The organism is Pseudomonas typographi, assembly GCF_014694385.1.
Classification (GTDB): domain Bacteria; phylum Pseudomonadota; class Gammaproteobacteria; order Pseudomonadales; family Pseudomonadaceae; genus Aquipseudomonas; species Aquipseudomonas typographi.
Genome location: NZ_JAAOCA010000019.1, coordinates 77,444 through 101,410 on the forward strand (window position 1 = coordinate 77,444; position 23,967 = coordinate 101,410).

25 protein-coding genes are annotated in these 23,967 nt (G+C 62.7%); 12 read left to right on the plus strand and 13 right to left on the minus strand.

The annotated features are described in order from the left end of the window. Nucleotide 1: 1 nt before the first annotated feature. Together HAQ05_RS15865 and HAQ05_RS15870 are read right to left on the minus strand one after the other, a co-directional pair. Nucleotides 2-946, minus strand: a complete 945-nt coding sequence (locus HAQ05_RS15865) for an ABC transporter permease (RefSeq protein ID WP_190422292.1) — start codon at nucleotides 944-946, stop codon at nucleotides 2-4. Nucleotides 947-979: 33 nt separating this feature from the next. Beyond that, nucleotides 980-1,594 carry a DUF1989 domain-containing protein gene (locus tag HAQ05_RS15870; protein ID WP_190422294.1) on the minus strand — a complete coding sequence of 205 codons (615 nt, stop codon included), beginning with the start codon at nucleotides 1,592-1,594 and terminating at the stop codon, nucleotides 980-982. Between the two features lie 243 nt (nucleotides 1,595-1,837). Between HAQ05_RS15870 and HAQ05_RS15875 the strand changes: the two genes are divergently transcribed. Further along, nucleotides 1,838-3,832: a CocE/NonD family hydrolase gene (locus tag HAQ05_RS15875; protein WP_190422296.1), complete on the plus strand. Its 1,995-nt coding sequence runs from the start codon at nucleotides 1,838-1,840 to the stop codon at nucleotides 3,830-3,832. After that, nucleotides 3,829-4,617 (plus strand): nitrilase-related carbon-nitrogen hydrolase, encoded by a 789-nt coding sequence (locus HAQ05_RS15880; RefSeq protein ID WP_190422298.1) that lies wholly within the window; start codon nucleotides 3,829-3,831, stop codon nucleotides 4,615-4,617. Before HAQ05_RS15875 ends, HAQ05_RS15880 begins: the two co-directional genes overlap by 4 nt. On the opposite strand, the gene HAQ05_RS15885 is transcribed toward HAQ05_RS15880, so the two are convergent. The 4 genes from HAQ05_RS15885 to HAQ05_RS15900 form a co-directional block, all read right to left on the minus strand. Next, a complete protein-coding gene (locus HAQ05_RS15885) occupies nucleotides 4,601-5,569 on the minus strand; it encodes a GlxA family transcriptional regulator (RefSeq protein WP_190422300.1) in 969 nt (322 codons plus the stop codon). The genes HAQ05_RS15880 and HAQ05_RS15885 overlap by 17 nt on opposite strands. A gap of 72 nt (nucleotides 5,570-5,641) precedes the next feature. Further along, nucleotides 5,642-6,121: a transcription elongation factor GreB gene (greB, locus tag HAQ05_RS15890; RefSeq protein WP_190422302.1), complete on the minus strand. Its 480-nt coding sequence runs from the start codon at nucleotides 6,119-6,121 to the stop codon at nucleotides 5,642-5,644. An 85-nt stretch (nucleotides 6,122-6,206) separates the two neighbouring features. After that, on the minus strand, nucleotides 6,207-6,950 hold the full coding sequence (gene lpxH / locus HAQ05_RS15895) for a UDP-2,3-diacylglucosamine diphosphatase (protein ID WP_190422304.1): 744 nt from the start codon (nucleotides 6,948-6,950) through the stop codon (nucleotides 6,207-6,209). Beyond that, on the minus strand, nucleotides 6,947-7,447 hold the full coding sequence (locus HAQ05_RS15900; protein WP_190422305.1) for a peptidylprolyl isomerase: 501 nt from the start codon (nucleotides 7,445-7,447) through the stop codon (nucleotides 6,947-6,949). The genes lpxH and HAQ05_RS15900 overlap by 4 nt, the downstream gene beginning before the upstream one ends. Before the next feature lie 127 nt (nucleotides 7,448-7,574). On the opposite strand from HAQ05_RS15900, the gene HAQ05_RS15905 reads away from it, so the two are divergent. Next, the gene (locus HAQ05_RS15905; RefSeq protein ID WP_190422306.1) at nucleotides 7,575-9,263 is read left to right on the plus strand and encodes a glutamine--tRNA ligase/YqeY domain fusion protein; all 1,689 of its coding nucleotides are present in this window, start codon (nucleotides 7,575-7,577) and stop codon (nucleotides 9,261-9,263) included. Nucleotides 9,264-9,269: 6 nt separating this feature from the next. Next, the gene (cysS, locus tag HAQ05_RS15910) at nucleotides 9,270-10,643 is read left to right on the plus strand and encodes a cysteine--tRNA ligase (RefSeq protein ID WP_190422307.1); all 1,374 of its coding nucleotides are present in this window, start codon (nucleotides 9,270-9,272) and stop codon (nucleotides 10,641-10,643) included. Nucleotides 10,644-10,695: 52 nt separating this feature from the next. Here cysS and HAQ05_RS15915 read toward each other — a convergent pair whose 3' ends face one another. Next, nucleotides 10,696-11,547, minus strand: coding sequence for a formate/nitrite transporter family protein (locus tag HAQ05_RS15915; RefSeq protein WP_190422308.1), 852 nt, complete (start codon nucleotides 11,545-11,547; stop codon nucleotides 10,696-10,698). 50 nt (nucleotides 11,548-11,597) lie between these two features. Then, entirely contained in the window at nucleotides 11,598-12,488 is an 891-nt protein-coding gene (locus HAQ05_RS15920) for an alpha/beta hydrolase (RefSeq protein ID WP_190422309.1), read from the minus strand. Between the two features lie 285 nt (nucleotides 12,489-12,773). Between HAQ05_RS15920 and HAQ05_RS15925 the strand changes: the two genes are divergently transcribed. The 3 genes from HAQ05_RS15925 (at nucleotide 12,774) to HAQ05_RS15935 (ending at nucleotide 16,462) form a co-directional block, all read left to right on the plus strand. Then, a complete protein-coding gene (locus HAQ05_RS15925; RefSeq protein WP_190422310.1) occupies nucleotides 12,774-13,808 on the plus strand; it encodes a LacI family DNA-binding transcriptional regulator in 1,035 nt (344 codons plus the stop codon). A 287-nt stretch (nucleotides 13,809-14,095) separates the two neighbouring features. Beyond that, nucleotides 14,096-15,460 carry an MFS transporter gene (locus HAQ05_RS15930; protein ID WP_202988089.1) on the plus strand — a complete coding sequence of 455 codons (1,365 nt, stop codon included), beginning with the start codon at nucleotides 14,096-14,098 and terminating at the stop codon, nucleotides 15,458-15,460. Between the two features lie 24 nt (nucleotides 15,461-15,484). Beyond that, nucleotides 15,485-16,462, plus strand: a complete 978-nt coding sequence (locus HAQ05_RS15935) for a 2-hydroxyacid dehydrogenase (RefSeq protein ID WP_190422313.1) — start codon at nucleotides 15,485-15,487, stop codon at nucleotides 16,460-16,462. Between the two features lie 134 nt (nucleotides 16,463-16,596). Here HAQ05_RS15935 and HAQ05_RS15940 read toward each other — a convergent pair whose 3' ends face one another. Beyond that, entirely contained in the window at nucleotides 16,597-17,319 is a 723-nt protein-coding gene (locus tag HAQ05_RS15940) for a TorF family putative porin (RefSeq protein ID WP_420825776.1), read from the minus strand. 285 nt (nucleotides 17,320-17,604) lie between these two features. Here HAQ05_RS15940 and HAQ05_RS15945 point away from each other — a divergent pair, with 285 nt between their 5' ends. From HAQ05_RS15945 to def, 4 genes are all read left to right on the plus strand, one after another. Next, nucleotides 17,605-18,441: a CvfB family protein gene (locus tag HAQ05_RS15945; RefSeq protein WP_190422364.1), complete on the plus strand. Its 837-nt coding sequence runs from the start codon at nucleotides 17,605-17,607 to the stop codon at nucleotides 18,439-18,441. Between the two features lie 116 nt (nucleotides 18,442-18,557). Continuing rightward, nucleotides 18,558-18,740 carry a CsbD family protein gene (locus HAQ05_RS15950; RefSeq protein ID WP_190422317.1) on the plus strand — a complete coding sequence of 61 codons (183 nt, stop codon included), beginning with the start codon at nucleotides 18,558-18,560 and terminating at the stop codon, nucleotides 18,738-18,740. 118 nt (nucleotides 18,741-18,858) lie between these two features. Beyond that, nucleotides 18,859-19,803, plus strand: coding sequence for a YihY/virulence factor BrkB family protein (locus tag HAQ05_RS15955; RefSeq protein ID WP_190422319.1), 945 nt, complete (start codon nucleotides 18,859-18,861; stop codon nucleotides 19,801-19,803). Between the two features lie 10 nt (nucleotides 19,804-19,813). Beyond that, complete coding sequence (def, locus tag HAQ05_RS15960) at nucleotides 19,814-20,353, plus strand: peptide deformylase (protein ID WP_190422321.1); 540 nt, start codon at nucleotides 19,814-19,816, stop codon at nucleotides 20,351-20,353. A gap of 4 nt (nucleotides 20,354-20,357) precedes the next feature. Here the strand turns inward: def and HAQ05_RS15965 are convergent, their stop codons facing one another. Continuing rightward, nucleotides 20,358-20,687, minus strand: a complete 330-nt coding sequence (locus tag HAQ05_RS15965) for a hypothetical protein (RefSeq protein WP_190422323.1) — start codon at nucleotides 20,685-20,687, stop codon at nucleotides 20,358-20,360. Nucleotides 20,688-21,007: 320 nt separating this feature from the next. Here HAQ05_RS15965 and mgtE point away from each other — a divergent pair, with 320 nt between their 5' ends. Next, nucleotides 21,008-22,450 carry a magnesium transporter gene (gene mgtE / locus HAQ05_RS15970; RefSeq protein WP_190422325.1) on the plus strand — a complete coding sequence of 481 codons (1,443 nt, stop codon included), beginning with the start codon at nucleotides 21,008-21,010 and terminating at the stop codon, nucleotides 22,448-22,450. Between the two features lie 60 nt (nucleotides 22,451-22,510). Here the strand turns inward: mgtE and HAQ05_RS15975 are convergent, their stop codons facing one another. From HAQ05_RS15975 to HAQ05_RS15985, 3 genes are all read right to left on the minus strand, one after another. Next, nucleotides 22,511-22,837 carry an Arc family DNA-binding protein gene (locus HAQ05_RS15975; RefSeq protein ID WP_190422327.1) on the minus strand — a complete coding sequence of 109 codons (327 nt, stop codon included), beginning with the start codon at nucleotides 22,835-22,837 and terminating at the stop codon, nucleotides 22,511-22,513. A 617-nt stretch (nucleotides 22,838-23,454) separates the two neighbouring features. Then, the gene (locus HAQ05_RS15980; protein ID WP_190422330.1) at nucleotides 23,455-23,640 is read right to left on the minus strand and encodes a PA3371 family protein; all 186 of its coding nucleotides are present in this window, start codon (nucleotides 23,638-23,640) and stop codon (nucleotides 23,455-23,457) included. A 12-nt stretch (nucleotides 23,641-23,652) separates the two neighbouring features. Continuing rightward, nucleotides 23,653-23,901, minus strand: a complete 249-nt coding sequence (locus HAQ05_RS15985; RefSeq protein WP_190422332.1) for a hypothetical protein — start codon at nucleotides 23,899-23,901, stop codon at nucleotides 23,653-23,655. Nucleotides 23,902-23,967 lie beyond the last annotated feature (66 nt).

The following is a 23,967-nucleotide window of genomic DNA, read 5'->3' on the forward strand; positions in this document are numbered from 1 at the left end:
GTCACAGGCCCTGGCGCAGGCGCGGGTCGAGCCGCGCGTTGATCAGGTCGGCGGCGACGTTGGCCAGCACATACAGGGCGGCCGTGACGACCACGGTGCCCATCACCACCGGGAAATTGCGCGAAATCACCGAGTCGTAGGCCAGCTTGCCAAGGCCGGGGCGGGCGAAGACGATTTCCGTAAGCACCGCGCCGGACAGCAGCGAGCCGATGCCGACGCCGAGCACCGACACCACCGGGACAATGGCGATCGGCAGTACGTAATGCAGGGCGATCAAGCGGTCGCTCAGGCCGAAGGCGCGGTAGGTGCGGACGTGGTTTTCCTGCAGCACTTCGAGCATCGAGGCGCGCACCAGCCGCGCCAGGTAACCGATCCACGACAGCCCCACGGTCAGCGACGGCAGCACCAGCGCATGCAACTGCGAACCGAGGTCGCCTGGGTGCCCGGCGCCAATCGCCGGAAACCATTTCAGCCCCACCGAGAAAACCAGCAGCGCATAGATGGCCACAACGAACGCTGGAAGCGCGATCACGCTTGTCGACAGCACCCCGATCACGCGGTCGGCCAGGGTGTCTGGGCGCAGCGCCGCCCAGCAGCCCAGCGGGATGCCCAACAGCATGGCCCAGCCGATCGCCGTCAATGCCAGCACCAATGTATTAGGCAGCGCCCGGGCCACCAACTGGTTGACCGGGCGGTGGGTCAACACGTCTTCGCCCAAGTCTCCCGTGGCCACCCGCGCCAGAAAGCGCCCGACCTGCACCAGCGCTGGCTGGTCCATGCCCATGCGCTGGCGCAGTGCCTCTTTTTGCGCCTGGGTAGCGCGCGGGCCGAGGGCCACCGACGCCGGGTCCCCGGGCACCAGAAACACCAGGCTGAAGAGCATCGTCACGGTCACCAGCAGCACCGAGATCGCCAGCAGTAACCGGCGAAAGAGATAGAACAGCATCCTGTACCGCCTGCTTGAGTCCGGGTTGGCCGATCAATAACCGCCAGAGGTGTGGCGCAACTCGATGCCGCGCGGGCGGGCATCGACGCCATTGATCGGGATAATGTCTTGCGGGCAGGCCGAGACGGCAAACAGGCAGTTCATTTCGGCACGCAGCGAGACATAGTCGCCGGGCCTTGCTTCGCTGGGGTAATCCTTCATCACACGGTCTTGCTCCACCACCGTGTGCATGAACAGGTTCCAAGGGGTGGGTGTGGCCGGCAGGGCTCGGCCTTCGGCGGCCAGCACCCGTTGCAGGTTATCCGTACAGTTGGCGTGATAGCCCTCGTAGCCGTCGAACAATACATAGCTGGCGGCGCAGCACGCCGGGCACAGGGTGTCGTGCACGCCGGGCGAGCGGTCTTCCATGAAGCGCAGAATCGGCCGCCATCGCTGGGTGTACAGCAGGTCACCCGGTTCGAATGCCAGGCGGTAGTGGGCCACCCGTGAATGTTCCATGGACAGGTATTCGTACGGCTCACCCAGCGCAAAGGCCCAGGTGTCCACAACTTGGGCGCCCTCACTGTTGACCACGTCGATGCGATCACCCGGGGCCAGCCGCACTGCATAACCGGTTCGGGCGGCAACGGGGATAATCACTGGCGGCATCGCTGAACCTGGAGCAGGGTGGCTGGTGGCCAGATCTTGACAGTGCCGGGGCGGGTTTCAGGCCTGATATACGACATATTATCCAAAAAATACGACATTGTTGCTCGCGGTATGCTGCGTGATGGCGCGGCCCAGTCAGCGTCAGTAATGTCGTATTCCAATTGCCAATCGTCGTATTCTACGTGCTGTCTCCTGGCCACCGCGCCGACACTGTACTCCTCGCCAGCCACCCCCGGAGCACCCATGCAGCATCAGGAAACCGTATGGATCACCTTGGCCGACGGCTGCCGCCTGGCCGCGCGGGTTTGGTTGCCCGAGGCCGCCGATAAGGTGCCAGCGGTGCTCGAATACCTGCCGTATCGGCGCCGTGACCGGCACCGGGGCGACGATGCGATCCTTCACCCAGGCCTGGCCGCCGCCGGCTACGCGGCGGTGCGGGTGGACATGCGCGGCGCGGGTGATTCCGATGGTCTGCTGCACGACGAGTACACCCCGCAGGAGTGGGCCGATTGCACCGAGGTGATTGCCTGGATCGCCGCCCAGCCCTGGTGCTCGGGGGCGGTGGGGATGATCGGCATCTCCTGGAGCGGCTTCAATTCGCTGCAAGTCGCGGCGCTGCAACCGCCGGCGCTCAAGGCCATCGTCACGGCCTGTTCCACCGATGACCGTTACGCCGATGACATGCACTACATGGGCGGGGTACTGCTCAACGACAACCTGCAATACGGCAGTACGCTGTTCACCTGGACGCCGACCCCGCCTGACCCGCTGATCGTCGGTGAGCGCTGGCGCGCCATGTGGCTGGAGCGTTTGCAGGCGATGGCATTGCCGCCGCCGGCACGCTGGATGCGCCACGCCACACGCGATGCCTATTGGCGCAGTGGCTCGGTGTGCGAGGCGTACCCGCGCATCCAGGTGCCGGTGCTGGCGGTGGGCGGCTGGGCCGACGGCTACACCAACGCCGTGCCGCGGTTGCTGGCCAACCTCAGTGGGCCGCGCAAGGGGTTGATCGGGCCGTGGGCCCACGCCTTTCCCCACGTGGCTACCCCGGGGCCGAGAATCGACTTTATCGGCTACGTGGTGCGCTGGTTCGACCATTGGCTCAAGGGTATCGACAACGGGATCATGGCCGAGCCGATGCTCAGCGCCTGGCTGCAGGAGGCCGAGCCGCCCAAGGCGCGCTACGAGACTCGCCGTGGGCGCTGGATCGCTGAGCAACAATGGCCCAGCCCCGCGATCAGTGACAGCCTATGGCACCTGGCGCCGGGGCGGCTGGCCGAGCAGCCGGCCGCCGCGTTCGCCTTGGTGCTGTGTTCGCCGGCCACCACTGGCAGCGCTTCGGGGGAGTGGTGCCCTTATGGCTGGGGCCCGGACATGCCCACCGACCAGCGCGAGGATGACGCCGGTTCGCTGTGCTTCGACGGCGAGCCCTTGGGCGAACCGTTGCAGCTATTGGGCAACCCCCGGCTGCGCTTGACCCTGTGCAGCGATACGGCCATGGCCATGCTCGCCGTACGCCTGTGCGCGGTGGCGGCCGATGGCAGTAGCCAGCGGGTCAGCTATGGCCTGCTCAACTTGGCGCAGCGCGACGGCCACCATCGCCAGGTGCCGCTGCTACCGGGCATGGATTATCAGGTCGAGGTACAACTGAAGGCTTGCGCTTTCGAGGTGCCGGCCGGCTACCGACTGCGGGTGGCGGTGTCGTCTGCCTATTGGCCGCTGGCCGCGCCCCTGCCCTGGCGCGCCACGCTGACCCTGCGTGGGGGTGTGTTGGCCCTGCCCCGGCGCGATGCCACCGTGGCCAGTTGCCAGGCGCCGGCCCTGGGCCAACCATGGTCGCCACCTGCATTGCCCTCGACAGTGCTGGTGCCCCCCCAGCGCGGGCGCCTGCAATTGCTTCGTGACTTGGCCAGCGGCGACACCCGGATGAACGTGGTGCGCAACCTCGGGGCGCTGCTTATAGAAGAAACCGGCCTGGAGCTGGGGGCCCTCGGCAACGAAACCTACAGCATCAACGCCGACGACCCAGCCACCGCCCGCAGCGAAGCCCTGCGCACGGCAAGCTTCAGCCGTGGCGACTGGTCGGTGCGCCTGCATACGCGCAACCTGCTGACCGCCAGCGCCGATGGCTGGCGGCTGGAGTCGAGCCTGGAAGCCTTCGAAGGCGAGCAGTCGGTTTTTCGCCGGGACTGGGACGAACACTTTGCGTTCTTCCCAGCACAAGAAGGTGACGCATGAAGGTCGGCATCGCCCAGCTCGACCACAGCCCGCTGGAGGCCGAGCAGGCCCTGCAACGGGTTTACCAGGCGCTGGATGCGCTGCCGGACTGCGACATGGTGGTGTTCCCAGAGCTGGCCCTATGTGGCTACGCCGACCCGGCGGCGATTCGCCGCCGGGCCGAGCCGGCCGCTGGGCCAACCCTGCTCGCCCTGGCACAGCAGGCGCGCCGCCGTGGCCAGGCCTTGGTGTTCGGCTACGCCGAGCGCAGCGGCGAGCGGCTGTTCAACGCCGCCCAGGTGATCGACGGGCGCGGCGAGGTGCTGGCCAATTACCGCAAGGTCCACCTGTGGGGCGGGCACGAAACCGAGCTGTTCGCGCCGGGCCAGCAGTTGCAGCGCTTTGAGCTCGACGGCCTGCGCTTCGGCCTGCTGGTGTGCTACGACCTGGACTTTCCCGAGGCGTCGCGGGCGCTGGCCGTAGCGGGCATCGACGTGCTGCTGTGCTTGAGCGCTACCACTGTGGGTTATGAGGTGGTGCCCCAGGCCCTGGTGCCGGCCCGGGCCTATGAAAACAATTGCTTTGCGGTGTTCGCCAACCGTGGCGAGGTGCACGGCCCATTCGCCTGCGTAGGCCAGAGCCGTATCGTTCGGCCCGATGGGCACGTGCTCGCTGGCGTAGCTGGCGCGGGCGCCGCGGTGGTGCAGGCCAGCCTTGACCGGCAATGGCTGCAGCGCTGGCGCCAGGCCCACCCCGGGGTTGCCGACTGCAAGTGGCCATTTGGCAGGGCTAGCGAGTGTCCTTGAGCCGCCGGCTGCGGCGGATGTCGGAGGGCAAGATGGCGAAGGTGCGGCGAAACCAAGCGGCGAAACTGGAGGTCGAGGTGAAGCCCACCGACACCGCCACCTCGATGATCGATTGGTCCGTGTAGATGAGCATTTCCCGCGCCCGTTCCAGGCGCAACTCCATGTAGTAGCGCTGTGGCGTGCTCGACAGGTGGCGGGTGAACAGCCGTTCCATCTGCCGCGCGCCGATGCCCGCCGCTGCGGCGATTTCCGGCAATGGCAAGGGCTCCTCGATGGCCTCTTGCATGGCCTTCACCGCCGCCCGCAGGGTGGGCGGCAGGTATCCACTGTCGCTATCGCCGCCGCGCTGGTCATCGGCGGCGCTGCGAATACGCTCATGGTGGAACTGATTGGCGATCGCCGCAGCACGCTCGGCGCCGTGCCGCTCGCCAATCAAGTTGAGCATCATGTCCATCGCGGCCGTGCCGCCCGAGCAGGTCAGGCGGCTGCGGTCGATCTCGTAGATTTTGCGGGTGCATTCGATGTCCGGGTACGTCTCCCGGAACGCCGAGCGGCTTTCCCAATGGATGGTGCAGCGGTAGCCATTGAGCAGGCCGGCCCGGGCCAGCACGAAGGTTCCGGTGGACAGCGAGCCGATCGGTATCCCCGAACGTGCCGCCTGGCGCAGGGCCGCCACGTAGCGGCGCTCGTTGCGCTGGGCGATGCGCTCGCCGCCACAGACGAACAAGTAGTCCGAGCGCCCCAACCAGTCGGCCATGGGCTGGGTCAGGAATTCGATGCCGTTGGCCGCTTCCACCGGGCCACCGTCCAGGCTCAGCAAGTGCCAGGCGTAGGCTTTGGTGCCGAACAGGCGGTTGTAGGAGCGCAAGGGTTCGATGGCCGAGGCCAGGCTCATCATGGAAAAGTCATGGCCCAGCAGGAATGTAAAAACGACCGGCGCGGCGGGGTTCATTCGAAGTGCTCTCGTCGAAAAGGCGCTGGCCAGTATGCCTTTTCTCGCCCGGCGATGGCGGCCATCGCCACGCTACTCAGGCGCTTGGTAGCCAATGGTACTCACGTACCACACGGCCTGCCCGCTTGGGGTTTGAACCGTGACTTCGTCGCCTTCTTGTTTTTTTAGTAATGCCCGGGCCATCGGCGAGTCAATCGAAATGTAATCTTGGCGCCCATAGATCTCATCGTAACCTACGATGCGAAACCGCTTCGTTTCGTCGGCGTCGTTTTCGATGACCACCCATGCTCCAAAAAAAACCTTGCCTTCCTGTTCGGGTGAGTAGTCGACAACCCTGATGTCTTCCAGGCGTTTGCGCAGGTATCGCACCCTGCGGTCAATTTCTCGCAGCAGTTTTTTATTGTATTGGTAATCCGCGTTCTCGCTTCTGTCGCCGAGGGAAGCCGCCCAGGCCACCTTCTGGGTGATCTCGGGCCGGTACACGCGCCAGAGGTGGTCGAGCTCTTGTTTGAGTGCGTCGTAGCCTTCGCGGGTGATGATGTTGGTGGGCAAGGTGTTCTCCTGCGCGATGCTTGCCGCCGTTGATCGGCATTATCCTGCAGCCGGCGGGCGCCATCCAACCGTGGCCCGCCACCCTTCAGCCGTTGAGGGCGCCGGCGGGGGCAATGTCGAACGGTTCGAGCTGCCAGCGTGGGCCGTCTACTTCCAATACCCAGCCTTGGCGCTCCCAATCGCCCAGTACGATACGCCGGGCCGGTTGTTCGCCCAGTTGCAGCTTGTGGATGGCCGGGCGGTGGGTATGGCCGTGCACCAAGGTGCGCACGCCCAGGCGCGCCATCATCCGGGGCACCTCGGCCGGGGTCACGTCGACGATATCGTGGCCCTTCATGCGGGTATGCTGGCGGCTCTCGCGGCGCAGCCTGTGCGCCAGCTTATGCCGGCTGGCCAGCGGCAAATGGCGCAGCAGCCAGCGGGCCGGTGGGTTGCGCAGCAGCCGGCGCATGCGCTGGTAGCCCACATCCAGGGTGCATAGGGCGTCGCCATGCATCAATAACACCGGCTCGCCGCCCAGGGTGACGATGCTCGGGTCTGGCAGCAGGGTACAGCCGGCCTCGCGGCAAAAGCGCCGGCCGATGAGAAAGTCACGGTTGCCGTGCATCACGTAGATACGCGTGCCCTGTTCGGCCAGGGCCTTTAGCGCTGCGGCCATAGCGTGTTGGAACGGGCTCATGGCGTCGTCACCGAGCCACACCTCGAAAAAGTCGCCCAGGATGTACAACGCCTCGGCCCCCCGGGCGCGGCCGCGAAGGAAATCGAGAAACGCCCGGGCGATGGCCGGGCGTTCTTCCTGCAGGTGCAAGTCGGAGATCAGCAGGATCACTCAACGATCTCGGCTTTCTCGATGATCACGTCGTCTTTGGGCACGTCTTGGTGGCCACCCTTGGAGCCGGTAGCGACGATCTTGATCTTGTCGACCACGTCCTCGCCTTCGATCACTTCACCGAACACGGCGTAACCCCAGCCCTGGGTGGTGGGCGCGCTGTGGTTGAGGAAGTCGTTATCGCCCACGTTGATGAAGAACTGCGCCGAGGCCGAATGCGGGTCGGACGTGCGGGCCATGGCGATGCTGTAGGGTTTGTTCTTAAGGCCGTTGTTGGCTTCATTCTTGATGCTGGCACGGGTTTTCTTTTGCGACATGCCAGGTTCGAAGCCGCCGCCCTGGATCATGAAATTACCGATGACGCGGTGGAAGATGGTGCCGTCGTAATGGCCTTCCTTGACGTACTGGACGAAGTTCGCCACGGTTTCCGGCGCTTTCTCGGCGTCCAGTCGCAGGACGATATCACCGTGGTTGGTGGTCAGTTTGACGGTGGGCATAAGCATCACTCTTGTCGAAATAAACAGTTTAGGCCTGCGCCGCATGGCGCCGGCCTGTCGAACGCTTGACAGCTTCGGCTATGATAAGCGCTTTGTTCCAGCCGGCACACCCGTATTCAAGGATTCTATGAGCAAGCCTACCGCCGACAACCATGCCGCCAAGGCACCCGTGGTGCCCAGTAACTTCCTGCGGCCGATCATCCAAGCCGACCTGGACGCGGGCAAGCATACGGCCATCGTGACCCGCTTTCCGCCAGAGCCCAACGGCTACCTGCACATCGGGCACGCCAAGTCGATCTGCGTGAACTTCGGCCTGGCCCAGGAATTCGGCGGCGTGTGCAACCTGCGCTTCGACGATACCAACCCGGCCAAGGAGGACCAGGAATACATCGACGCGATCAAAAGCGACGTGCAGTGGCTGGGCTTTGCCTGGAACGGTGAGGTGCGCTATGCCTCGGCCTACTTCGACCAACTGCACCGCTGGGCCGTGACGCTGATCGAAGCCGGTAAGGCCTACGTGTGCGACCTCACCCCCGAGCAGGCCCGCGAATACCGTGGTAGCTTGACCGAACCGGGCAAGAACAGCCCATTCCGCGAGCGCTCGGTGCCAGAGAACCTCGACCTGTTCGCCCGCATGAAGGCCGGCGAGTTCCCCGATGGTGCCCGGGTGCTGCGGGCGAAGATCGACATGGCGTCGCCGAACATGAACCTGCGCGACCCGATCCTCTATCGCATCCGCCATGCGCACCACCACCAAACCGGTGATACGTGGTGCATCTACCCCAACTACGACTTTACCCATGGCCAGTCCGATGCCATCGAGGGCGTGACCCATTCGATTTGCACCCTGGAGTTCGAAGGCCACCGGCCGCTGTACGAGTGGTTCCTCGACAACCTGCCGGTGCCATGCAAACCGCGCCAGTACGAGTTCTCGCGGCTGAATTTGAACTACACCATCACCAGCAAGCGCAAGCTCAAACAATTGGTGGACGAACAGCATGTGGCCGGCTGGGACGACCCGCGCATGAGCACCCTGCAAGGCTTTCGCCGCCGTGGTTATACTCCGGCATCGATCCGTAACTTTTGCGAAATGATCGGCACCAACCGCTCTGACGGGGTAGTCGACATGAACATGCTCGAGTTCAGCATCCGCGAAGACCTCGACCACAATGCCCCACGGGCGATGTGCGTGCTGCGCCCGCTGAAAGTGGTGATCACCAATTACCCGCAAGGGAAGGTAGAGCAGTTGCAGTTGGCCCGCCACCCCAAGCAGGACCTGGGCCACCGCACGCTGCCCTTTGCCCGCGAGCTGTACATCGACCAAGCCGATTACACGGAAGCACCGCCCAAGGGCTATAAGCGCCTGGAGCCGAACGGTGAGGTGCGCCTGCGCGGCGCCTACGTGATCCGCGCCGATGAGGCGATCAAGGACGAGCACGGCAATATCGTGGAACTGCGCTGCAGCTACGACCCCGATACCTTGGGCAAGAACCCCGAGGGGCGTAAGGTCAAGGGTGTGATCCACTGGGTGCCGGCCGAGGCTTCGGTGCCTTGCGAAGTACGCCTGTATGACCGCTTGTTCCGGTCGCCGAACCCGGAAAAAACCGACGAGGGCGGCACCTTCCTGGACAACATCAACCCCCACTCGCTGCAGGTGCTGAGCGGCTGCCGCGCCGAGCCATCGTTGGCCCAGGCCGCGCCCGAGGAGCGCTTCCAGTTCGAGCGCGAAGGGTACTTTTGCGCAGACCTGAAAGACCACAGCGCCGCCAAGCCGGTGTTCAACTTGACCGTGACCCTGCGTGATTCCTGGAGCTGACTGGCCGTGCTGACCGTTTACAACACGCTTACCAAAACCAAGGAACCGTTCAAGCCGCTCGAGGGCAACAAGGTGCGTATGTACGTATGCGGCATGACCGTATACGACTATTGCCACCTCGGCCATGGCCGCAGCATGGTGGCATTCGACCTGGTCAACCGCTGGTTGCGCTACAGCGGTTATGAACTGACCTTTGTGCGCAACATCACCGACATCGACGACAAGATCATCCACCGTGCCCAGGCCAACGGCGAAGCCTTCGACGCCCTGACCGCGCGCATGATCGTGGCGATGCACGAGGATGAAGCGCGCCTGAACATCCTGCGCCCCGACCAGGAGCCGCGCGCCACCGACCACATCCCCGGGATGCAGGCGATGATCCAAACCCTGATCGACAAGGGTTATGCCTATGCGCCGGGTAATGGCGATGTGTACTACCGCGTCGGCAAGTTCCAGGGCTACGGCAAGCTCTCGCGCAAACGCATCGAAGACCTGCGCATCGGTGCGCGCATCGAAGTGGACGAGGCCAAGCAAGACCCGCTGGACTTCGTGCTGTGGAAGGGCGCCAAGCCCGGCGAGCCGAGCTGGGCGTCGCCCTGGGGCGCCGGGCGGCCTGGCTGGCACATCGAATGCTCGGTGATGTCGACCTGCTGCCTGGGCGACACCTTCGACATCCATGGCGGCGGCAGTGACCTCGAATTCCCCCACCATGAGAACGAGATCGCCCAGAGCGAGGCAGCCACCGGTAAGCTGTACGCCCAACGCTGGATGCACTGCGGGATGATCCGTATCAACGGCGAGAAGATGTCCAAGTCGTTGAACAACTTTTTCACCATTCGTGACGTGTTGGAGAAGTATCACCCCGAAACGGTGCGTTACCTGTTGGTGTCGAGCCACTACCGCAGCGCCATCAATTACTCCGAAGAGAGCCTGCGCGACGCCAAGGCCGCGCTGGACCGCTTCTACAACGCGCTCAAGGGCTTGCCACAGGTAGCGCCAGCCGGCGGCGAGGCGTTCGTTGAGCGCTTCACGGCCGCGATGAACGACGACTTCGGCACCCCGGAAGCCTGCGCGGTGCTGTTCGACTTGGTGCGGGAGATCAACCGCTTGCGTGAAGTGGATGCCAACGCCGCCGCGGGCCTCGCCGCACGGCTTCGGGAGCTGGGCGGTGTGCTGGGTGTGCTGCAACTGGAAGCCGACGACTTTTTACGTGCGGGCGCGACCGTGGATGGGGCCGCCGTGGACGCACTGATCCAGGCGCGCCTGGCCGCCCGCGCCGAGAAAAACTGGGCCGAATCCGACCGAATTCGCGACCAGTTGGCAGCCATGGGCGTGGTGCTGGAGGATGGCAAGGGCGGCACTACCTGGCGGTTGCAATAAGCCGCCCGGCAGTGCCGGGCTTTTACTGGGAGGGCTGGGTGCTGCCGACCGGTTATTGGTCACCTCGGGCCGGCTTGTCGCTTCTGATCTGTGCATGGCTGATCAGGGTGAAGATGAAACTGCCGCCAATGATATTGCCTGCCAGGGTTGGCCCAGCGAAAAGCAGGAAGTCCTGCCAACCGGCCTGCCCAGCCCAGACCAGGTAGCTCACCTCCAGTGAGCCCACCACGATATGGGTGAAATCGCCCAAGGCCATCAGGTAGGTGACCAGGATGATCACCCAGATCCGTGCGTTGTCCAGGGCGGCGATCATCCACACCATGGTGGCGATCATCCAGCCAGAGATAATGCCTTTGGCGAACATCTGCCCCGGTTCGTTCAACAGCACCTTGTGGCCGATGTCGAGAAAGGCGTGGTCTGTTTGCGCATCGAAAATCGGCAGGCGCAGCATCACATAGGCCACCAGCAGGGTGCCGGCAAGGTTGCCCACCAGCACTACGGCCCATAGCCGTGCCAGGCGGGCGAAATTACCCAGGGTGGGCTGGGTCATGATCGGCAGCACGGCGGTGATGGTGTTTTCGGTGAACAGCTGTTGGCGCGCCAGGATCACCCCGAGAAACCCCGCGCTGTAGCCGAAGCTTGCGATCACGTGGCTGGTTTGGGTGTCGGGCAAATGCGAAGTGAGCAACCCCATGGCCATCAGCGACAGGCCCATCGTTAGCCCTGCCGACAGCGCTGACCAAAACAGCGCCGCCACGCTACGCTCCAGTTCGTGGTCACCTTGGGCGCGGATGATCTCGTGCAGCACCGCGGCACGGGGTTGTTGGTTGTCATCCACCGCTTGCTGTTCGCCGGCGGATAGCCCAGGGGTCTGTTCCGGATGCTGTTGCGGGTGTTGGTCCATGCCAGGGGTGCTCGTCGCGAAGGTGAACAACTGACTGTTGAACGCGCTGGTTAGTTGCGTGCCACCCCCAGCCCGAATAACTGGCGCAGGGCTTTGGCGTACTCATCGCTGCCGATGATCATGCTGTTGTTGTGAGTGCCGCCGGGCACCAGCAGCAGTTCTTTGGGTGTGTTGGCGGCTGCATAAAGCGCCTGGCTGAAACGGTCGGGCACGTACTTGTCGTCGGTGCCATGCACGATCAGTACGGGCATGGCGATGTGCGCGATCTTGTCGATCGAGTCGAATTTTTCCGAGAGCAACCAACGCACCGGCAATGAGGTGTTGATCACCGCCTGGGCCGCGTCGCCCATGTTGGTAAAGGTCGATTCCACGATCAGCCCGGCGGCTTTGGGCTGTTCGCCATCGCCGATACGCTGGGCGAGGTCCACCGCGATGGCGCCGCCCAGGGAGTGGCCGTAGATGAACCGCCGGGTCGGGTCGGGCTGTAACTCGGCCAGCCGCTGCCAGCCGGCTTGGGCGTCTTGGTACACGCTGCGCTCCGAGGGCAGGTCCCCTGGGCTGTCGCCAAAACCGCGGTAATCGATGGCCAGCACGGAAAACCCCAGCTCACGCAACTGGGTGATGCGCCGCAATTGGGCGGTGAGGTTCCAGCGCGTGCCGTGCAAGTACAGCACCGCCGGGCTGTGGTGGTGGGCCGCCGGCCACCACCAGGCATGGATGTATTGGGTGCTGCTGCTGTTGCTGGGCAGCGCAATATTCAGTTGCTCGACGCCGGGCGGCAGGCCGCCGAACCAACTGGCGGTGCCGGGCTCGATGCTGAAGATCAGCTCGCGCTCCTTGTACGCCAGGCGCGAACAGCCATAGGGTAGGGCAAGCGCCAGCGCCAGGGTAAGGCCCGTTAGCAGGCGCGCGCGGCGGCGCCGAAACAACGCTGGGAGCATGGGCGGTCCTGAAGGTAGCGCGTGGGTTGAACGTGCACAGGGTATGCTCGGGGGCCACGCTTGCCAATCGGTGTGGCGCCTCAACAGCGAGCTGTAGCCTTTCGGCGGTGCCTTTTGCTGCCGCGCCGGGTTAGCGCAGCTCGCCATAGCCCTGCGAGGGCGTGCCACGGCGCCTTGCTCGCCGGGGAAGCACTTGTCAATTCTTGTGCCAACTTCTAAGCCACCACACTAGCAGCCATTGCAAGCGCACTGTACGATGCCTCATTCACTTTCGGCAAAACCTTGATGGCGCAAAAGTCTCACAGCGGCCGGCATACCGGCGGCGTTACCCTGATCGACGTGGCCCGTTTGGCGGGCGTTGCCCCCATGACCGTATCGCGGGTACTCAACCAGCCAGAGGCCGTGCGCGAGGGCACGCGAGACAAAGTGCTCAAGGCCATCGAGCAAACCGGCTACGTACCCAACCGCCTGGCCGGTGCCTTGGCCTCCAACCGCAGCCGGTTGGTGGCGGTGATCGTGCCCATGCTGACCAACCCTATTTTTTCAGACACCTTCCAGGCCGTTGCCGAGCGGCTAGCCAGCGCCGGTTACCAAGTGCTGTTGGGCATGAGCGGCTACCAGGCCGACCGTGAGCAGGAACTGCTCGAAGTGATCCTCAGCCGTCGGCCAGACGGCATCATCCTTACCGGTACGCTGCACACCGAAGGCAGCCGGCAGCGCCTGAAAGCCAGTGGTGTACCGGTGGTGGAAACCTGGGACTTGACCGACGACCCCATCGACATGCTGGTGGGGTTTTCCCATGAACAGGTGGGCCAGCAACTGGCCACGCACCTATTGGGCAAAGGCTATCGTCGCTTCGCCCTGCTCAAGGTGGGCGACCCGCGCGGTATGCGCCGTAGTCATGCCTTCGCCCAGGCGCTGCAGGGCCATGGTGTGGCGCTGGCCTACACCGAGCGCTTCGAGGGCCTGCCCAGTTTGGCCCAAGGCCGCGAGGGGCTGGGCCGGTTGCTCGAGCGTGGCGCGGGGGAGGGTGGCGAGCCATTGATGGTGGTGTGTACCTCCGACACCATCGCCCACGGCGTACTTACCGAAGCCGCGGCGCGCGGCCTGCGGGTACCTCAGCAGGTGGCCGTGATGGGCTTTGGCGACATGGTGTTCGCTGCCTACACCTTCCCGGCGCTGTCTACCGTGCGCATCGATGGCCGCACCATGGGCGATGCAGCGGCCGCTTTGCTGATGGCGCGGCTGAACGGTAACGACGGCGGGCCGCCGCTGCGTGATATCGGCTTCAGCCTGGTAGACCGCCAAAGCACCGTTTAAAGGGTTCAGCCGATGGCGGTGGCCGGGCCGCATGGCCGCGCAACAACCCGCACGCGTTAATGCGTGTGCGAACCACTGAACACCCGGGCCGGATGCGAACATACCCTCTCAGCGCTGGCGCTTGCCAATGGAAAACAAACCCATTAATGTAGCGCCCATGGATGATTGCGCTACCATTGAGCTACCGGTGGCGCCACACAATAAATACAACACCAGCCTAGGGCCCCTCCATGTCCAAGACCTTTGCCCCTGCGACAATTCCGGTGAATGGTAGCGATACCATCACAATGGAAACCGCCCATGCCGCCAAAGCCACCCGCGTGCGCTACGGCATCATGGCCATGCTGTTTGGCATGACTGCAATGAATTACGCCGACCGTGCGACATTGTCGATTACCGGCGTGGCGATCCAGCAAACGCTCGGCGTGTCCTCGATTACCTTGGGTTATCTGTTCTCGGCCTTCGCCTGGACCTACGTGGTGGCGCAAATCCCCGGGGGGCGTTTGCTCGACCGCTATGGCTCCAAGCGGGTGTACGCGGTCAGTTTCGGCCTATGGTCTGCCCTCACGTTCAGCATGGGCTTCGTTGTCGGGTTACCGGCCACGTTGGGCATCGCGGCGCTGTTCCTGCTGCGTATCCTGATCGGCACGGCAGAGGCGCCGGCATTTCCCGCCAACAGCCGGGTAGTGGCGACTTGGTTCCCGGCCTCGGAGCGTGGCACCACTTCGGCGCTGTTCACCTCGTCGTCTTATTTCGCCAAGGTGATCTTTGCCCCGTTGATGGGTTGGATCACCCAGGCGTTTGGCTGGCAGTACGTGTACCTGCTAATGGGCACCCTGGGCTTTGCCATGATGCTGGTGTGGCTAAAAGTGATCCACTCACCGCGCCAACACCCGCGCATGAACCAGGCCGAGCTGGACTACCTCATCCAGGGCGGCGCCGTAGTCGACATGGACAGCCCCGAGAACACCCAGCGCAAAAAGGGCGAGCAGGGCAGTGTCAGAACCTGGCCGGCGATCCGTGAGATTGTCAGCAACCGCATGATGGCCGGGATCTTTCTCGGCCAATACTGCGTGACCACGCTCACCTACTTTTTCCTCACCTGGTTTCCCATCTACCTGGTGCAAGACCGCGGTATGTCGATTCTCAAGGCCGGCATGGTTGCGGCCATCCCGGCAATCGCGGGTTTTCTCGGTGGCGTGCTCGGCGGGGTGGTGTCCGATTGGTTGTTGGGGCGCGGTTATTCGCTGAGCGCGGCCCGCAAAATCCCGCTGGTGGCGGGCATGCTGCTGTGCACCTCGATGATCATTTGCAATTACATCAACACCGAATGGCTGGTGGTGGCGATCATGGCCGCGTCGTTTTTCGGTAAAGGTTTCGGCGCCCAGGGCTGGGGCGTGATGTCGGACGTGGTGCCTAAGGAGGCCTCGGGCCTGGCCGGTTCGCTGTTCAACGGCTTCGGTAATATCGCCGGGATTATCACGCCAATCATTATCGGTTACCTGGTCAGCGACGCGGGTAACTTCTCCGTTGCCTTGATGTTCATTGCAGCTCATGCCCTCGGCGCTATCCTGTGTTACCTGGTGATGGTGGGCAAGATCCAGCGGCTGCAATTGAAAACCTCCGTGGTAGCCGGGCCGCACGCAAACTGACCCATGTAAGCATTAGGAGCACCCATGAAGATAGTGATGGTTGGCGAAGCCGCCACCCACCAGCATGAACTGGCGGCAGCACTGGCGACCCCCGCCGAGTTCGTTGCGCTGCCGCGCGAAGCCCACGAGTCGGCGCAATGGGATGACCAGATCGACGGCGCTGACGTACTGGTAGCGATGCGTTTCAAGCGCAGCACCCCGGCACCGCGTTTTCGCTTGCTGCATGCGCCCGGTGCCGGGCTCGACGGTATCGACTTCGCCGCATTACCGGCCGGTTGCACCGTGTGCAATGTGTTCGAGCATGAAATCCCCATGGCCGAATACGCCATGGCCTGCTTGCTGGAACACCAAATCGCCCTGGCCAGCATCGATGCACGCTTCGACAGCGACCGCTTTTCCCAGGCTTATCTGGGCCGCCAACCGCGCGGCGAGCTGTATGGCAAAACGATGCTGATCATCGGCTTCGGCCGCATCGGCCAGGCCGTGGCGGTGCGCGCCAGGGCCTTCGGCATCCGCGTGATTGCGCTCTCCAGCCGCGCCCGCGACGGCAAGGTGGCGGGGCCCATGGACGAAGCCTACACCGACGCGCAGTTGCTCGAGCAACTGCCGCGCGCGGATTTCGTGGTGCTCAGTTGCCCACTCAACGAACACACCCGTGGCGCCTTTGGTGCACAGCAACTGGCGGCTATGCGCCCAGAGGCGGTGCTGATCAACATCGCCCGCGCCGCCGTGGTAGACCAAGCCGCGCTGTACGATGCCTTGAAACACCAGCGCATTGCCCGCGCCTTTCTCGATGTGTGGTACCAGTACCCGGCACGCGAAGGCGATCAAGTGATGCCGGCCAGCTTTCGTTTCGAGGATTTACCCAATGCCTTCTGCACACCCCATGTGTCTGGCTGGACCCACGGCCTGTTCGAGCGGCGTTACCGGCTGATCGCACAGAACATCGACCGCCTGGCCCGCGGTGAGCCCTTGCACAATGTTGTGGCCGGCCATGCTTGACGCGGCGCCCTGCTGAAACCGCCCAGGGTCAAGCCGCCGCGGCTTAAGCGCCACCCACTGCCGCCGGGAAACAGCCTTGCACCGGTGGCCGCTTGGTTGGCCTGGGGCGGCCTTGGGTTGCACGGGTGTAGCGCTTAGAAAAACGACCGCACGGCTTTTAAGGTAAAGGTGCCGCCGCACTCGGGGTTATGCCCAGCATAGGCCGCGCAGCGGTCGCCGTTAAGGTCAGAGCCGGTGTAGACGAAATTCAGGTCCATGCCCAACCATGGCCGCGACACGGTCATCGACCAGTCGTGATAGCCATTGACTAAGCTCCCATCGCCTACGTCGTAGGGTGTGGTGAGCTGGTAGTTGGTGACTTTCATCGAAACGCCCAGGCCCACCAGGGGTAAGGCACCGAAGTCGGCATAAAGGGTACTGGCGCGCGAGCCGATCGCCGAACTGAGCGCCGCGCCAAAGCGGGTGCCCAGCACGCGCAAACCGGCATAGACCTCATGGCTGTCACCATCGACCTCGGGGCGCGCATAGCCGATCATGCCCACTTCATAACCTAACGCAGGGTTGAGCTTGCGTTTGTAGCCTGCGTAAGAGTCGACCTCCCAGGTGGTGTCGCTGGTCAGGCCCAGGCTGGGGGCCCATTGGCCGACATAAAAGCCGCTGTCGTGAGTAAGGTCTATGCCGCCGTGCATCGCCGCACCGGCGCTCGGCGTTACCAGGCCCTGGGCCATGGTGCGGGACGGTGTGGTACCCACCTTGAGGTCGAAGTCGCCCAGCTCGCGTTGCATCACCTGCGCGTGCGCAGCCGGTGCACCGGCCAACAGCAGTAGCGGCAACGCGCCGCGGCGCAACGTGGGCAAAAAGGCGATGAGCATGCTGCACTCCCTTGCGATAGAGCCGGCCAAAACGCCGGGCGCAAAGGCCGGCGGTGGCATGTTCGGTTTCGGCAATCAGGGGAAAGGGGCACAAGGCCCGCAATAGACGGGTTCGAGGATACCGGCGAAATGCGTGATCAGACAACCGTTCGTCGATTTTTGTTACACCGGTGACGAAGGGTCACGGCCTGGCGCCGGGCGTGGGGCGTACTGGCAGGTCCACGCGGGTTCTGGGTTAGACTATACGCCTTCGCAAAATAGGTAAAGATGATGGCTTTGGTGGGGCGCTATAACAGCTTGCAAGTGGTCAAGCATACGGACTTCGGTGTGTACCTGGACGGCGGCGCCGAAGGGGAAATCCTTCTGCCACGGCGCTACCTGCCCAAAGAAGAGCCCCATGAAGTAGGCGATTGGTTGAATGTGTTCGTTTACCTCGACAGCGAAGACCGCCTGCTGGCCACCACCGCCAAGCCCAAGGTGCAGGTGGGCGAATTCGCCAGCCTGAAGGTGGTACAGGTCAATGCCATTGGTGTGTTTCTCGATTGGGGCCTGCCCAAAGACTTGCTGTTGCCGTTCTCCGAAGAAAAACGCCAGCTCGCGGTGGGCGACTACGTGGTGGTGCATGTGTTCCTCGACCATCGCACGCGGCGCATCACCGCCAGTGCGAAGCTTGACCGCTATCTCGACAAGGCCCCGCCACCCTATGTCCCGGGCCAGGCGGTGAGCCTGCTGGTCACTGGCAAAACCGACCTGGGTTTCAACGCGATCATCGAAAATCGCCACTGGGGCTTGATCCATAAAAACGAAGTGTTCAAGTTTTTGCGCGGTGGCTCACAGGAACAGGGCTACATCCGCGAAGTACGCGCCGACGGCAAGGTTTCGCTCAGCCTGCAGCCGCCTGGCGTGCAGGCAAGCGATGGTTTGCACCGGCAAATCCTCGAGCGCGTGCAAGCCGCCGGCGGCAGCTTGGCGGTGTGCGATAAAAGTGACCCGCAACTGATCGCCCAACTGTTCGGGGTGAGCAAGGGCAATTTCAAGAAAGCGATCGGGGCCCTTTATAAGGAAGGCAAGTTGGTGATCCTTAACGACAAAATTGAACTTCCCTGAGTGTACCCTTCGTCGGCTAAGCGCCGTTGCGCACCATGGGTTGAAACTCCACACCGAAGCGACGAGTCCACTTTATGTCGATTGAAATATTTCAGTCTTCACACAGGAGTTCGACCATGAGTGGCACCAAAGACAAAATCAAAGGCGCGGTCAACGAAGCTACCGGTAATGTGAAACAAGGCGTCGGCAAAGCCACCGGTAACGCCGAGTTGCAGGCCAAGGGTAAAGCCCAAGAGGTCAAAGGCGACGTACAAAAAGCCAAAGGCAATGTTAAAGACGCGGTCAGCAAAGATCGCTGATATCCTGCAATGCCAGGCAAAGCGTAGCGGTCATCTTCGGATGGCCGCTGTGCTATCCAACGGCTGAAGCTACCAGCAGGCCCTAAGGGCCGAGGGGTGAAGGGCAACAGGGGGCGTGATGATCTTCGCACACATGAGGCACCTGCCACTGAAGACGCTGATGGTGAGGACCGTCAAGGAATTCGTCGACGACGAGATGTCTACCTACGCTTCGGCACTCGCTTACCAGATGCTGTTTTCGCTGTTTCCTTTCATACTGTTTTTAATCTCATTGGTTGGCTTTTTGCACCTGCCCGACTTCTTCGGTTGGCTGCGCACCCAGGCCTCGTTGGTATTGCCGCCCCAAGCGCTGGACCAGGTGAACCCGGTGATCGACCAACTGCAGCAGTCGCAGGGTGGGTTGCTGTCGTTCGGAATCCTGGTTGCCCTGTGGACAGCCTCGTCGGGTGTGCGGCTGCTGATGAGTGCGATGAACGCCGCCTACGACGTGCCCGAACAGCGCCCGATATGGAAGCGCCTGCCGCTGTCGGTGCTATACACCATCGGCATCGCCGGTATGCTGCTGTCGGCTGCGGCGCTGATGGTGCTCGGCCCCCAGGTAATGACCTGGATCGCCCAGCGCATTGGTATAGAGGCATTCATCGTCACACTGTGGACGCTGGCGCGGTGGCCGGTGGTTATCGTCTTGATGATGATGGCGGTGGCCCTGATCTATTTCGTGATGCCCGATGTGAAACAGCAGTTTCGATTCATCACCCCAGGTTCCATGTTGGCGGTGGTGGTATGGATCGTCGCCTCGGTAGGCTTCGGCATTTACGCTAAAAGTTTTTCTAACTACAACGCCATGTATGGCAGTATCGGTGCCATTATCGTGCTGCTGCTGTACTTCTATATTTCGGCGGCCGTGTTGCTGTTCGGTGCAGAAATGAACGCCGTTATCGAACACATGTCGGCCGAAGGCAAAGACCCCGGGGAGAAGGCACCGGGCGAACCTGCCGCTGCCGAAGAACCCGAAGCGGCACGCCGTGCTCACCCGTTGGGCAAAACCGAAGCTGGCCCGTGAGGAGGCGACCATGATCCGCGAAGTACTCAAAATGGGTGATGAACGCTTGCTGCGGGTGGCACCGCCCGTGCCACCCGAAATGTTCGGTACGCAGCCACTGCATACGTTGATTGCCGATATGTTCGAAACGATGGCCCATGTGGGCGGCGTTGGGTTGGCGGCGCCGCAGGTCGGTATCGACCTGCAACTGGTGATCTTTGGCTTCGAGCGCAGTGACCGCTACCCTGATGCGGAGGCCGTGCCCCGCACGGTATTGCTCAACCCCCTGATCACGCCGCTGGGGCCCACCCACGAAGAGGGCTGGGAAGGCTGCCTATCGGTACCGGGATTGCGCGGGGTAGTAGCGCGCTACCAGCGCATTCGTTACGAAGGCTTCGATCCCGACGGCAACCCTATCGAGCGGGTGGCCGAGGGGTTTCATGCGCGGGTGGTGCAGCACGAATGCGACCATCTCATTGGCCGCCTGTACCCCTCCCGTATTACCGACTTCAGCCGTTTTGGCTACACCAGCGTGCTGTTCCCCGAATTGGCCGCCCAGCCTGAGGGCTGAGCGCTCAAGGCTTGGCTGGCCGGTATTTGATCCGCTTTGCCGGTGTGGCTTTGGCGCCGGTGGCGGGCGCCCCAAGCGCCTTGGCCTGGGTCGTTTCCCGCTCCCCCACTACTACTAGCGGCATGGCCGCCCGCGGTGCCGGTGTTTTGCCCGTGGGCGGCGCCACGCTGCCCGGTGGCGGGTTGTAAGCGCGATGGTCTGCCCCCTCAGCCCCGGGTGGGCACAGGGTATAGGTGAAGGTGAGGTGGCCGGTTGCGTCGACACAGCGCTGAAAAGTCCGGGCCTCTAGGGTGCTGGCCAACAAGGCCGCCGGCAAAAAAAACAACTGAAACATGGCACGCCCTCCCTGGCGTTGGGGTCTACCGCTGCGCTGTTCAGGGTAGCGCCAACCGGGAAGGTGCCATAGGGGCAACTGTTGCCGGATATTTCGGGCGTTAGAAGGTGCCTGTGGTTTCTGCTGCAAATGGTTGTTTCACGCGGTTTTTTTAACCCTAGTCGATGCCAAACAGGTATGATTGCCGCCGTCTGCCCGCCGGGGCTCTGGAATCGTTTCCAATGGACTTACCCAGTAGAACCTCAACACCGCGTTTCGCCCCTTCAGCACTGATTGATTGATCTCCCGGCGTGGTCCACTGCTGGGAGTGGAGTACGCCTATGAGCGAAGTAGAAGTCAAAAAGCTGCAAGACAGCCTGCAGGACCGCCTGGCCCAGGTGGTAGAGCTGTTGCAACGGCAAAAAGCCGTGGAAGACCTCACCCTCCGCCAGGACGGCCAGCAGCAAGACCGCGCTGAGACGCAGGTGCCCCGGCAGAACTTGAGCGAGTTGCAGCGCAAACTCGATGACCTGCACTCGGCCGATATCGCCTACATCCTTGAAGCTTTGCCCCTGGAAGACCGGCTGACCGTCTGGCAACTGGTCAAGGCCGAGCGCGACGGTGACATCCTTCTGGAGGTGTCCGACGCGGTGCGCCAGAACCTGATCGCCGACATGGACGATCACGAGATCCTCGCCGCAGCCAAGGACATGGACGCCGACGAGTTGGCCGACCTTGCGCCAGAGCTGCCGCGCGATGTGGTCCACGAACTGATGGAAAGCCTCGACGCGCAGCAGCGCGAGCGTGTGCGCTCGGCGTTGAGCTACGAAGAGGACCAAGTGGGCGCGCTGATGGACTTCGAAATGGTCACGTTGCGTGAAGACGTGACCCTCGAAGTGGTGTTGCGCTACCTGCGCCGCCTGCGCGAGCTGCCCAGCCACACCGACAAAGTGTTCGTGATCGACCAGGAGGGCGTGCTCAAGGGCGTGCTGCCGATCAAGCGCTTGCTGGTCAACGACCCGGACAAACAAGTGGCCGAGGTGATGGCCAACGACCCGGTCACCTTCCACCCGGATGGCGATGCCTACGAGGCCGCCCAAGCTTTCGAACGCTACGACCTGATTTCCGCCCCCGTGGTGGACAAGAACAACCGCCTCATCGGCCGCTTGACCATCGACGAAATCGTCGACCTGATTCGCGAGGAAAGCGAAAGCGAAGTGCTGAACATGGCGGGCTTGCGCGAAGAAGAAGACATCTTCGCTTCGGTGTGGCGGTCGCTGCGTAACCGTTGGTCATGGCTGGCCGTGAACCTGGTCACCGCGTTCGTCGCCTCGCGGGTGATCGGCTTGTTCGAAGACTCCATCGCCCACTTGGTCGCGCTGGCAGCGCTGATGCCGATTGTGGCGGGTATCGGCGGCAACTCCGGCAACCAAACCATCACCATGATCGTGCGCGCCATGGCGCTGGACCAGGTGGGGCCTGGCAGTACCAAACGGCTGATGCGCAAGGAGTTGGGCGTAGCCGTGCTCAACGGGCTGATCTGGGGGGGGGTGATTGGCGTGGTCGCCTGGCTGCTCTATAACAGTTGGTCGTTGGGGGTAGTAATGACCGCGGCTATGACGCTCAACCTGATATTGGCCGCCTTGATGGGTGTACTGATCCCCATGACCCTGGCGCGCTTTGGGCGCGACCCGGCCATGGGCTCAAGCGTGATGATCACGGCGATGACCGACAGCGGCGGCTTTTTTATCTTCCTGGGGTTGGCGACGTTGTTTTTGATGTAAGCCTTCACCCGGTCGCAAAAAAACCAGCGAAAGCTGGTTTTTTTTATTGCGCCTGCTGGATTATTCGGCGTCTACGGCCATTTCCACATCATGCGCGATCAAGGCGATAAGCGCATTTTGCTGGCGATGGCTCAGTTGCCGAAAGCGTTGCAGCAACTCGCGTTCATGCAGCGACAGCTCGGGGCTGTCGAGGCGCATGCTCAGTTCTTCGCCCAGCGCACCTTCCTGGATAAGGCTCTGTTCCAACCGCGCGATGATTTCCGAGTTCATGCTGCGGTGGTGATTGCGTGCGACCTCAGCGATATTCTCGCGCATGCCATCGGGAAGCCGTACCACGAATTTGTCTGCGGTGCGGCTGGAATAAACTGCCTGTTTCATTGGGCGCATAGGATTACCGATTGAGTTCAGGGAAAGCGGTTTCTCGGAAAAGTTGGCCGCAGAATGCCGGTAAGACAATGCATTCTGCCAAACGTTCAACCCGAATTGTCTGCTGTTGGCACTATGATGCCTGGTATCGCCATAACATTGGCGTCAATTATGTGACAAATTCTGGCTTGAATAAAGGCTTAATGCCAGTACCCATTGTCTGAAATGCGTACTGGTCGGAAAAAAGACACCCCTTTGTGCCCGAAGCTCAGCGCATAACTGGGCTGATGTCTCTAGGCCGTCATGGCTGGTCGATATCACGGCGCGCCTTGGCTAGAGCATAGTGGCAATCAGGCTAAGCGCTAGTTCCATATTAAGAGGCTGACGAAATGCAACCCAGGCTGTCGGTTGCTCATGGACCCCGTCGTGCGCAGGCCGGCCGCGCGCAAGGGAGCAGGCGGCGCGGCGGGTGGTTACAGGCTTGGCTGGGTAGCCCGGCGAATGTTTAACGGGGATGGATAAGCGGGCTTCGAGCAGCTACCAGCCCAAGGCGCCTTCGCCCACCGCGCTAGCGCATTCTCGGGTGTCGGGGATAGATGTTATCGGTGAACGCGCCGCAGCAGGCTCGTCGTCGCTCGCTAACGCAACTGGGGGTTGAAACGAAAACGTTTGCCCCGGATCAGCGCCAACAGGAACAGCACTGCGAAACAACTGCCGGCGAATAGCAACACGCGACCGTCAGCGCCTGCGGTGGGTGAACAGAGCAATGCTCCCAGCACACTCAGCGCACTGGCCAGGAGAAATACCAACGCCGAAACAGACATCTTCACGTTCCTTCAAAAAGTGTAGCGTTCGACAGGCGCTGGCTGCGTCGTCTCCATGCTTTCTGGCGCGCCGCCCGCTTCGCGCACCTGGCGGGCTTGAACACGCTGCGGGGCCATCGTGGCGTGCTGGGCTGGCGGGCGCTGTACCCATTGTTCAGTATCAATATGAACCAGCGCGGCGTCACTACGGTCGGAAGCCATATGGAACGAAACCATCGCAATAAAGGCCAGAACATTAAGCGTGAGCAAGGTTGCATTCATGGCAGGGCTCCGCGATCGCGAGGGGGCTCAGGTTGATGGGTGCGAGCGTTATACCGAGCATGTCTC